General features: G+C 40.6%; 8 protein-coding genes, 1 tRNA gene and 1 pseudogene. 4 read left to right on the top strand and 6 right to left on the bottom strand.

Features of this window, described 5'->3' with window-relative positions:
- Window positions 1-52: 52 nt before the first annotated feature.
- Entirely contained in the window at window positions 53-970 is a 918-nt protein-coding gene (locus A9Z07_RS01555; RefSeq protein WP_069576373.1) for a polyprenyl synthetase family protein, read from the bottom strand.
- A gap of 160 nt (window positions 971-1,130) precedes the next feature.
- Window positions 1,131-2,318, bottom strand: a complete 1,188-nt coding sequence (gene prpF / locus A9Z07_RS01560; RefSeq protein WP_069576375.1) for a 2-methylaconitate cis-trans isomerase PrpF — start codon at window positions 2,316-2,318, stop codon at window positions 1,131-1,133.
- A gap of 370 nt (window positions 2,319-2,688) precedes the next feature.
- Here prpF and A9Z07_RS01565 point away from each other — a divergent pair, with 370 nt between their 5' ends.
- Window positions 2,689-4,047 carry an amino acid permease gene (locus A9Z07_RS01565; RefSeq protein WP_004775279.1) on the top strand — a complete coding sequence of 453 codons (1,359 nt, stop codon included), beginning with the start codon at window positions 2,689-2,691 and terminating at the stop codon, window positions 4,045-4,047.
- Window positions 4,048-4,116: 69 nt separating this feature from the next.
- A tRNA-Arg gene (locus A9Z07_RS01570) sits at window positions 4,117-4,189 on the top strand.
- A gap of 8 nt (window positions 4,190-4,197) precedes the next feature.
- On the opposite strand, the gene A9Z07_RS01575 is transcribed toward A9Z07_RS01570, so the two are convergent.
- Window positions 4,198-5,184: a DUF6607 family protein gene (locus A9Z07_RS01575; protein ID WP_004775281.1), complete on the bottom strand. Its 987-nt coding sequence runs from the start codon at window positions 5,182-5,184 to the stop codon at window positions 4,198-4,200.
- A 151-nt stretch (window positions 5,185-5,335) separates the two neighbouring features.
- On the opposite strand from A9Z07_RS01575, the gene A9Z07_RS01580 reads away from it, so the two are divergent.
- Complete coding sequence (locus A9Z07_RS01580) at window positions 5,336-7,393, top strand: TonB-dependent receptor plug domain-containing protein (protein ID WP_139126618.1); 2,058 nt, start codon at window positions 5,336-5,338, stop codon at window positions 7,391-7,393.
- 20 nt (window positions 7,394-7,413) lie between these two features.
- The gene (locus tag A9Z07_RS01585; protein WP_069576377.1) at window positions 7,414-8,640 is read left to right on the top strand and encodes an HmuY family protein; all 1,227 of its coding nucleotides are present in this window, start codon (window positions 7,414-7,416) and stop codon (window positions 8,638-8,640) included.
- A 52-nt stretch (window positions 8,641-8,692) separates the two neighbouring features.
- Here A9Z07_RS01585 and A9Z07_RS01590 read toward each other — a convergent pair whose 3' ends face one another.
- The 3 genes and pseudogenes from A9Z07_RS01590 to A9Z07_RS01600 form a co-directional block, all read right to left on the bottom strand.
- Window positions 8,693-9,253, bottom strand: a complete 561-nt coding sequence (locus tag A9Z07_RS01590) for a phosphatase PAP2 family protein (protein ID WP_069576378.1) — start codon at window positions 9,251-9,253, stop codon at window positions 8,693-8,695.
- A 226-nt stretch (window positions 9,254-9,479) separates the two neighbouring features.
- Window positions 9,480-10,135 (bottom strand): annotated as a pseudogene (locus tag A9Z07_RS01595) (porin).
- Window positions 10,136-10,299: 164 nt separating this feature from the next.
- Window positions 10,300-11,637 (bottom strand): CitMHS family transporter, encoded by a 1,338-nt coding sequence (locus A9Z07_RS01600; protein ID WP_047429693.1) that lies wholly within the window; start codon window positions 11,635-11,637, stop codon window positions 10,300-10,302.
- Window positions 11,638-11,907 lie beyond the last annotated feature (270 nt).

An 11,907-nucleotide genomic window follows, 5' to 3' on the forward strand; every position in this document is an offset into this window, starting at 1 on the left:
ATACAAGATGGTCTTTTATAACATTAATTATTTAAGAAAAACTGTCTGGCTTTTAACTTTTACGTGCCAGCAAGAACTTTGAAATGTCGACGAGTTCTTTGGCATCTTCACCAAAATACGCTAAGGCTTCAAAGGCTTGATCATGCAGGTTTTGCGCATAAGCTTGTGCCTGTTCCAGCCCCATTAAAGCAGGATAGGTCGACTTCTGCACTTGCTCATCTTTACCCGCTGTTTTGCCCAAAGTTTCTGTGCTGGCGGTAATATCCAGAATGTCATCTTGCACCTGAAAAGCCAGACCAATACTTTGCCCAAATTGACGTAATTTAGGAATCGCCTGATCCGTACCAGTAAAGATGGTTACAGCCCCCATCATGATCGCTGCTTGAATCAATGCACCCGTTTTATTACGGTGAATATTTTCCAATTCCGCCTGATCAACTTGTTTACCCGCACCTTCGGCTTGCAAATCAAGGACTTGTCCGCACACCATTTTTGAACTGGCGGTTGCTAAGATTTGTACCTGCTTCAAGACAATCGCAGCCTCAGTCCCCTGTCCTTGTTCGTCGAATAAACGACTTCCCAAGATTTCAAAGGCCATCGACTGTAAAATATCACCAGCCAGCAATGCTGTATCTTCACCAAAGGCCACATGGCAAGTCGGCTGTCCACGACGCAGTAAATCATTGTCCATACATGGCAAATCATCATGGGCCAATGAATAACAATGGATCAGCTCAACCGCAACTGCTGCACGGCGGGCTGCTGCAAAATTTTGATTCGGTTGTAATGAAGCTGCTGCATAACATAATGCTGGACGAACACGCTTTCCACCGAGCATAACTGCATGATGAACAGCTGCTTTTAAAGGTTCTGGAATCGAAAATGCAGCCAATGCTGTCAATAAATCCTGTTGAATACGTTGTTGAGCTTGTTTTAAAACATCCGCATTAACTTGAGAAATAGATGACACAATTGCCTCGGGAAATCTTAATGGAAGGAAAATGACAAAACTTGCCAGAATGGCGACATCATAACACTATTTATTTGAAGAAATTGCATTTGTATTTTTAATCCATTCCAAATAATAAAGCCTTCAAATGAAGGCCTTATCGCATCATTCCAAGCAATGCTTAGAAAGTATCCCCTGGTACTCGCACCCAGCCTTCCATCAATACACGTGCGCTACGGCTCATAATGGCTTTTTTCACAGACCATTTGCCATCAATCAATTCGGCTTGAGCACCCACACGCAATGTGCCCGATGGATGTCCAAAACGAACGGCCTCACGTTCTCCACCTCCAGCAGCCAAATTCACAAGCGTCCCCGGAATTGCTGCCGCAGTACCAATTGCCACAGCGGCGGTTCCCATCATGGCATGATGTAACTTGCCCATCGACAAAGCACGAACCAATAAATCCACATCACCGCTCTCAACCGCTTTGCCACTCGACGAGGTATAAGTTTTTGGTTTTGATACAAAAGCAATTTTAGGGGTATGTTGACGTGCTGCTGCTTCTGAAATGTCTTTGATTAAGCCCATGTGTACCGCGCCATACGCACGGATTTTCTCAAAACGTGCTAAAGCAGCCGCATCGCTGTTAATGTGCTCTTGTAATTCTGTCCCTTGATAACCGATGTCTTCGGCATTCAGGAAAATCGTTGGAATCCCTGCATTAATAAATGTCGCCTCAAAAGTACCAACCTCCGGAACAACCAATTGATCCACAATATTTCCTGTCGGGAACATATCACCGCCTTCTTCACCATCATCAGCAGGATCTAAGAATTCAATCTGAACTTCCGCTGCGGGAAAAGTCACTCCATCTAGCTCAAAATCACCTGTTTCCTGAACTTGACCGTTAGTCACAGGGACATGTGCAATAATAGTTTTTTGAATATTCTTCTGCCAGATTCGTACTGTACAAATTCCATTTTCAGGAATACGTTCGGCATCAACCAATCCATTTGAAATCGCAAATGCCCCCACAGCTGCGGTTAAGTTTCCGCAGTTGCCGCTCCAGTCAACAAATCGCTGATCAATCGATACTTGTCCAAATAGATAATCAACATCGTGTTCGGGCTCTGAACTTTTAGCCAGAATCACAGTTTTACTGGTACTTGAGGTTGCACCGCCCATTCCGTCAATCTGCTTACCGTAAGGATCTGGACTGCCAATTACGCGTAAAAGAAGTTGATCACGTGCCTTGCCTGCTACTTGTGCCGCTTCGGGTAAATCATCCAGTTTGAAAAATACCCCTTTACTTGTGCCACCACGCATATAAGTTGCAGCGACTTTGATTTGCGGTACTGAGCTCATGTCAATTCTTCCTTTTATCATGTTCTTGGTGCAGAGGGTTATTCGTCTAAAGCTACTGCACGGCAGTCAAAAATACCATACGACCAATGGTGCCAGAGTTAGTCGTCATGCATAAAATCTGTGCATTATATTGAGTATTTTTCATCACTTACACAATGGCAAAAATGCGAATCCATCCGTCGGGAAAAACAAGAATATGATTTAGCTGTACAAATATAAAGCAAATTTCATTTAAATATTCACTTAAATATAGGATTTTAAATAACTTTTAAAAACAACTTTCCAGTCATGGCAATGCTGTACTTTTACTAGGCGAAAATCGATCAATCTATTAGAATAATCCAGTTAATTCCTCGTCGAGCTCAGTCCTTTGAACAACGATTCTTCTCAACTTCAGCGTGGACTAAAAAACCGCCATATCCAACTCATCGCGATGGGTGGGGCTATTGGTACGGGCTTATTTTTAGGTTCTGCGCAAATTATCCAGTCTGCTGGACCATCTATTATTTTGGGGTATGCGATTGGCGGCTTGATTGTTTTTCTAATCATGCGTCATTTAGGTGAAATGATTGTTGAAGAACCTGTTGCAGGTTCATTTAGCCATTTTGCTTATAAGTATTGGGGTAAATTTCCAGGCTTTATTACGGGCTGGAACTATTGGGTGCTCTACATCCTTGTGGCAATGACTGAGCTAACGGCAGTAGGTAAATATATTAATTACTGGTGGCCGCAAATTCCCGCTTGGCAGTCTGTATTATTCTTCTTTGTCGTGATTACGGCAGTCAACCTGACCAATGTTAAATTCTATGGTGAATCAGAGTTCTGGTTAGCGATCATCAAGGTGACGGCTGTAGTTGCCATGATCTTGTTTGGTTTATTCCTTCTCTTCACTGCTGATGCAAACTCAACCGCTTCATTTAGCAACCTTTGGTCACAGGGCGGCTTTTTTCCGCATGGCTTTGAAGGCTTGTTCTATATGCTGGCTTTCTTGATGTTTGCCTTTGGCGGAATTGAGCTGATTGGTATGGCCGCAGCAGAAGCCAAGGATCCGAAGACCACTATTCCTAAAGCGATTAACCAAGTGGTCATTCGTATTTTGGTATTCTATGTCGGTTCGCTTGCCATTCTCTTATCACTTGTGCCTTGGAACCAGCTCGATCTTGGCGGCTTGGATAAGAGTCCATTCGTGATGATTTTCAGTCAAATGGGAATTGGTTGGGCAGCACATTTACTGAACTTTATTATCCTGACAGCGGCATTATCTGTATATAACAGCGGTATGTATGCCAATAGTCGTATGGTATTTGGTTTAGCTCAACAAGGTAATGCACCAAAAATCTTTACCAAAACCAATAAGCAAGGTGTCCCTGTTCCAGCGGTACTGCTCTCTGCATTCCTAATCTTTGGCTGTGTGTTACTTAACTATTTTGTACCAGAAGATGCCTTAGGTCATTTGATGTATGTTGTTGTTGGCGCGCTGGTTTTAAACTGGGCCATGATCAGCTTGACGCATTTAAAATATCGTCGTCATATCAAAACAGCGCAAATCAAAACATCGTATCCAGCATTATGGTCTCCATTTAGTAACTATCTGGTTTTGGCGTTTATTGGCGTTGTGCTGTATATCATGTGGCAGCAAGGCTTTAAAGAATCAGTGCTTATGATTCCGATCTGGATCGTCGCCATGTTTATTTTTTATAAGTTTTTAAATCGTAAAACTGAGAATTAACAGTTGATCGGTTTCCTTAAAAAGTGATTGCTTCTGCAATCACTTTTTTGTTTATAATCATAAAATTATGCGCTTATAGCTTAACTGGATAGAGCAGTTGCCTCCTAAGCGACCGACGTGGGTTCGAGTCCCGCTGAGCGCATAGCCTTTTTAATTAATCTTGCCTTCCACAAGCTGCTGGTTAAGTAAGGTTTTCGCCTGAGTTTGCAGTTGTTCTGCTTTTACAGTTTTTCCAGCTACCGACTTTGCCTGATCATTAAAATAACTAAAATGAGATTTCTCATTTTTTCCTGCAAATTTTAATGCCACGATTTGATTCTGGTTAAATGCATTCGCCCATGCATCTCTGACTGCGCTCCAGTAAGTCGCATTCTTCTTCCAGTAATCATAAGCAGCCTTGAAATCATAGCCTTCAACTTTGTTGTACTGGTTAACCCCTAGCTCGCGAGCAAGTGCTGTATTGGTTTTGGTATCAAATTTAATATTATCTTGCTCATGCACCCAGCCTGTTGCAGTGAAGGCATGGCGATTGATCCCGATAATCACGTCATAATCATTACGCGTGGTATGCTCACGGCGTGGTAACGGGCGGTAGGTTTCATTGGATACCCATTCCACTGCACCATTGTCTTTGGTCCACGCACCCAAGCCTGCATAACGAGGGGAATCATCGACTTGCCATACCGTTTGCAGCCATTTACCTTTGCTCTGTTCTGGCTTTAAATCAATACTTTTCCAGCGATAATCCCCAATATAACTCCACATCTTGGTCGGTTCATATTCCCAGTCCTGACGCCAGTGCTTCACCACGTGCCCCTCTGCAACCAGAATATGCTGTAACGACACTTTATTCGGGGTATTTTCTAAAACCACAACAGTTTCATAACCACTCGATAAGTCATCTTTTTTAACTTTATAGTCTGGTTTGAGTGAATAAAGCTCTTCAAAGCGAAAATCTACTTTGTATTCCCCTGCCATTTTCAGGATAGCCTGACGCGCTTGTTCTTGTGTCAAATTTTCATGCAAAGATTGCTGTTGTAAAGCATCCGCCAATTTTACTGGCTGTTGTGCAGCATTTACACTACTGATCCCCATCATTAGTGCAGTTACAAAAACATAAGACAACTTAAGCTTCATATAAAAATCTCAACTCGACGCTAAATTACTGAATCAATTAAATAAAGCAACTTTCCCTAGTTCAGCCGCTTGTATCTTTTTGAAATAAACCTGTAAAGCATTGTAAATTATTGTGAGAATGATTACCATTTAATTTATGGAATAATTTTCATTGCGATTAACTATTGTGAATATACTCTCTCCTCAATTCTGTTCTAAACCTAAAGTTTTATTTGCTTCTCTTTTAGCAGCAGGTTTGATTTCTCCTTCTGCGTATGCAGCCGTGCAATCAACTTATGCAGTTACTAAAACACCTCTGCATGTTCTCGATACCATTGTGGTAACTGGCACACGTTCAGAAAAAAAATTAATTGATAGTCCGATTCGAACTGAAATTATTGATGAAGAAGAATTAAGAAGAACCAATGCCATTACCTTAAAAGATGCTTTGGAAAATATTTCAGGCATCTTGTTAAGAGAAATTCATGGCAAATCAGGTTATGAAATTTCATTACAAGGTCTGAGTAGCGATCAGGTGCTGATTCTGATTGATGGCCTACCACTTGCTGCCAGTACCAGTTCTACTGTTGATTTAGATCAATATTTAATTGGTGGCATTGAACATATTGAAGTTATTAAAGGTGCAGCTTCGGCACAATATGGCTCATCTGCAATGGGTGGTGTGATCAATATCATCACTAAAAAAGTTCAAGACGGTGTTGCCATTTCAGGACAAGTCGATATTGGCTCTTATGGCAAACAAAATGCAGACGGTAAAAATACATCGATCAATAATCACCATCAAAAAATCAGTATTGAAGCGGCAAATGCCACTTTAAAAGGTCGCATCATCGCAGATCAGTTTAGTAGCGATGGCTTTGCAGTTAACCCGAACGATTATCCTCAACAAGGTGATGAACAAAAGCGTCAGCAATATGCATTTTATGGTGCATGGCAGCCTTCAGACCAATTTATGTTGTGGGCAGATTTCAATGAATATAAAGAAAAAGATCACCAGCGAAGTCTAAATTTCGTTCCGCCATTTTATTTAAAACAATACAAACTTGAAGATATTGAACGCCAACGTTTCAGTGCGGGTTCACAGTTTAATTTTATCAAAAACAGCAAAATCGATTTAAAAGCTGTCCATGAAACCTATGACTCAACTTCTACCCAAACTTTAGATGGATACCTTTCTGCTTTACGACACTCAAATCAGGAAAATAATCATTTCAGCTCGCAACTGACACTCCCCAAATGGAACAAGCAAAACTGGCAGTTGGGCTATGACTGGCATGAAGAAAAGTTAGAGCAAAGCAATAACGGTAAATTTGAGATGCAAGGCGGTTCGGTAAAGCGGGATCGTCATGAGTTTTATGTCCAAAATGACTTTAATCTCGTACAAAACCTTGATGCTGTGATCGGCTGGCGTTTCCAGAATGATGATGATTTTGGCGATCACAATGCCTTTAAACTCAGTAGCAAATATCGTTTTTACGACCAGAATGATCTGCTCGCCGATCTACGCCTGAGTTATGGTCAAGGCTATCGCGTACCTAACTTAAAAGAACGTTTTTATTCTTTTGATCATAGTCACTTAGGCTATATCGTCATTGGCAATCCCAACTTAAAACCAGAGTCATCGGACAGTTATCAATTGGGATTAAGTCTGGTTCAAAATGATCATTGGAATGCAGATATCAACCTGTTCTGGAATGATATTCAAGACCTGATCCAAACCGATTTTGATAATGCCACGACAGTAAATGGCATCACTCAATACAGCTACAGCAACGTCGCCAAGGCGGAGACCAAAGGAATTGAAACATCTGCCAAATGGAAGCTGACACCTTATTTCTCGGTGAATGGTGCGTATACCTATACCGAAGCAAAAGATAAAACCACCAATACCCTATTAACACGCCGCCCTAAACATATTGCACGTTTAGGTGCCGATTATGCCTTGAATGATCAACTTGATTTGACCTTACGCGGCCGTTACCAAAGCGATGAATACGGCGATAGTGCCAATCAACAACAGTCGCCAAGCTGGGTAACCTTCGACTCGCAGGTAGATTATCGCATCAACAGATATATCAGTGCTTTTGCGGGTATCGACAATATTTTCAATGAACAACGTGATTTTTCTAGCGCAGTAGATTATCGCCCGATTGCCGGTCGATATACCTACATGGGGCTTCGCTTTAACTGGAACAGCAATCTGAAATAATCTTCATAGGATCAATACCAATGTCTCATCTTAATTTAGCCAAGTTATTTGCTTTAAGCACCTTAAGCACCCTTCTGATCGCTTGTGGCGGTGGTGGTGGATCATCAGATAACAGTGGAACCAGCAATCCGCCTGCGACCAATACGGATCTATTTACAGTAAAAGGTAAACAATGGAGCATTACACCTAGTGCAAATAGCGCTTATTGTTATGATATCGACACGCAAGCTGAAATTTCATGTACGACAACCGATTGGGATCTCAAATTTGCGATGGGCACACGTACCCCACTCTTATTTACCAACAGTGGTGTAAGCGGTTCAGGCAATGGCGGTGCACTTTATTCACCATTTGATGCAACATGGGCAAATCTATCCAAAGAACTGGATGCAACACAAGGCGGCAGTTTACCAGCTCAAGCCTGGAGCGTAGATGCTTATAGCAATGCATTCATGGACACGTCATCGGGCAGCAATAGCTTCTTTGAATATGATCTCTTCGGTGATCATCGTATGTCACCAAACTTTAAAACATTCTTGGTCACGACCGATTCAAGCGCTGCAACAGCAATTGGAAGCTATGAGAAACCTGTATTTGCAGTGCAAATTTATAATTATTATCAAGGCACCACCTCAGGTTATATTTCAATTCGTTATATCAATACGCAACTTCCTCATGACGTAAAAACCCTAACAATTGATGCGACTCAAGGCTGGAACTATGTTGATCTGATCACAGGCACCACCAATAAAAATGCAACAGGACAATGGCAACTCGCATTTAATCGCTACAATGTTCAACTCAATCAAGGTATAGGCAGTATGGTTGCCTCACAACCAGCAGGATTCTATTCTGTCGACGGTAAACCAATAATTGATAAGTTTAAAGATAGCAATGCTTATGTCTCTACAGAAGCTGATTTAAAAGCAGCCGTTTCTACAACCAATATTAAATGGGGTTCTAACAGTATTACCTCCATTTTGAATCCAACCTTTAAGGGAACATACCCTCAAAAACTCACTTATGGCTGGTACAACTATTATCCAACCTTAAGTGCAGCTCAAGCAGATGGTCTACAAGCAGCCCATATGCTAAAAGCGAATCCTGAAGGTGCAACAATCATTCGAGGAAATAAAGGCAACAGCTACGCTCGTCTACATCTCACAGATGTCAAATATGCAGACCCTAGCAACGCCTCAAGTGCCACCACATGGACCTTTGAACTGGATATCCAGCCAGCCAAATAAGTCATAAAAAAACGGAGCATCTGCTCCGTTTTTCTTTAGGTGTATCTCAAAACTAATCGATCACACGGATTGGTCGGATTCTTCTTAGTCTTAACGTCATTTCTTTTAAAACATAGTTGGTTGCAACAACCAATATAAATCCAATGATGAATGAACCAACGATATCGAAAGGAAAATGTACACCCACAAAAACTCTGGATACACCCACCACCAGACTCAGTACCAAGCCCAATAATCCAATCTTTTTAAATCCAGCCAATAAATAAGAAAAGGCAATAATCACGATGGTTAAGGTATGCTGACTTGGAAAAGAGGATGAAGCGCCATGACCAATCAATTTGTCGCCCAAATGCAACTGGAATGGTCGAGGATGATGATAAAAGAATTCGATGAGGTCACTTATAACCAGTGAAAACAGAACGATAAATAAGGTTTTTGCAAACAGAAGACCGTATGTTTTCCACTGGATCACGACTAATAAAACCAGAAAACTGATGAAAACCGTATTCAGATCTTCCGCTAGAAAAATTGCGATCTTATCTAAAACAGCATAATCCTTAGCAAAAGTATTGATACTGTTAAACAAAGCAATATTTGAGTCTTTAAAAATCATTTTCCGTTGCTATCCATACTATACTATACTATCCCTGACAGATTTCTAGCCCCACCATACAGGACTAAAATGTAAAAATTATGAATTTTTATTATTTATTCTGCACAAATTTGCAAACGCTACTCAACCACGTCTTGATTGGAAATGATCTTCCAGCTCACTGAACAAATAGAGTCAATCACCTCTATTTGTTCATCTTAACTTTTTGATTTTTTTATAATTTAAATTAAAAACCACTACCTACCACAGGTTGCTTATCTTTAGCATTTGTCTGATCAAAAGTTGAACATCCACCATAACCATAGACTTTCACTTGTTCATTGAGCGAATAATCCGTACCAACAAGTATTTGCTTGGCATCGAAATCAGCCGCACCATTTTTAAAAATGGTTGAGTTCTGGCTATATTGAGCCTTGACTGCCCATTTTGACTGATTTGGCAACTTATACTCAGCACCAATTAACCAGCCTTGCGAATCATCGATATCAACTGCTGCTTCATCATTTCCTTTTTTATCAGTAACTTTAGAAGTTTGATATAAGGTTTTAATGCCAGATTCCCGTGATATCGGCTTTATTACTGATATAGTTATTAAAACTATCGACTGGACTGGATAAATCTTTTAGCGGGGTATTATGTTTACCTACTTTCACTGTACCTAAACGGTCATCTTTCAAACCGATAAAACGATTACGCTGCTACCAGTCTGTTTTATCGCCATCTGCATAAAAGGCCCATTCTACTAAATAAACAGTACTTCAATGTTCGGTTAATTTTTCTTCGCCTTTAATGCCAACAAATGAACTATTACTGTTCACTTTCCATACATACATCTCGGTTTTTTAGCGCTTCAAATGCAGAACTTGCTGCAAGACTCATCATTGTGACGAATAACCTTTTCATCCCCAATGTTATCTTCCTAACCATCTCAAAAAAATAAAAAGAAACCTATTTCGCTATATTCCAAGCAAAAAATAAATAAACAGGGATTCAAATCAAATGATGTGCTTTTATATTTCGATATAAAAGCACATGAATAATCAGAATTACAGATTATAAAATGGAAAAACACCAAATATCAAAGCACTACCCATGAGTACACAACAGGTAATAAATGCCCATTTCAAAGTAAATTTCTGGTGATCACCCATTTCTACCGCAGCCAAACCACAGAGTAAGTAGGTTGAAGGAACCAATGGTGATAATAAATGGATCGGCTGGCCAATAATCGATGCGCGCGCAATTTCAACAGGCGCAATCCCATAATGTGATGCAGCTTCAGCCAAAATTGGTAAAACACCAAAATAGAAAGCATCGTTCGACATGAAGAATGTTAAAGGCATGCTCAGAACACCAGTAATTGGTGCCAGATAAGGCCCTAAGCTTGGTGGAATAACAGCAACGAAGCCCTTAGACATCGCTTCAACCATGCCTGTGCCCGATAGAATACCTGTGAAAACACCCGCAGCAAAGATTACGCCCACAACAGCCAATACGCTATCCGCATGCATGGCAATCCGTTTTTTCTGCATATTGACGCATGGATAGTTCACCACCAATGCAATACAGAAGCCCAGCATAAATAGGATCGACATTGGTAAAATCCCTTTCACCAAAGAAGCCATTAATACCAGCGTAAGAATACCGTTAAACCAGCGTAAATGAGGGCGTTGCGCTTCTGGATCTTTCGAAATAGAAATATCGTCAGCATGGCTGATATCAACCAGTTCAATCACGCCTAGACGTTTACGCTCATATTTACCGTATAGATAAGCAAGGAAGAATAACCATGCAGCAGCAATCACCATCGAAGGAATCATTGGAATAAAGACTTCACTGGCGTCGACCTGAAGAGCACTCGCTGCACGCGCTGTTGGGCCTCCCCACGGCGTAAGGTTCATCACACCACTACAGAGCAACATTAAACAGGTCATAATCAGTGGGTTCATCCCGACACGTTTGTATAACGGCATCATTGCGGCCACACAGATCATGTACGTGGTTGAACCATCACCATCCAGAGAAACAAGCAGGGTTAAAAAGACAGTTCCTAGCGTAATCTTTAATGGATCACCTTTAACTTTCTTTAAAATCCATCTAACCGACGGGTCAAATAAGCCCGAGTCAATCATTAAAGCAAAATATAGGATTGCAAAAAGCAACATCACGCCTGTTGGAGCAAGCTTCTTAATACCATCCAACATGGTATTGCCAAGCTCAGCCAACTGGATATGGCTCAGACTTTCAAAATAGAAGCCTAAGCCCCAGGCAATAATAGCGAAGATAAAAGGGATTAAAATTAATGCAACCAATGCACTGAGACGTTTTGACATGATCAAATACATGAAACACATGATCATGCTGATACCTAAAAAAGTCAGCATTTAAAGCAATCCTTAGCCTGATAAGTTTTTTTTATGGGTAAACACCTTACCCGAATTAAGGACAGATTCTATGCGATTTAACTTTAAGCAATTCATTTAATTTTATTATATACCTACCTCATCCATTCACATGAAAAATGATTTAAATTATAGCTTAAACCAATAGCGATATAATATTTTGATTATTAATAATTATTTATATTTCCAGCCCAACTTAACTGAGTAAAATAAAATCATATCAGGAGATTGCAATCATTATATATTAACACT

This window comes from Acinetobacter sp. YK3, assembly GCF_001729365.1.
Lineage (GTDB): Bacteria > Pseudomonadota > Gammaproteobacteria > Pseudomonadales > Moraxellaceae > Acinetobacter > Acinetobacter vivianii.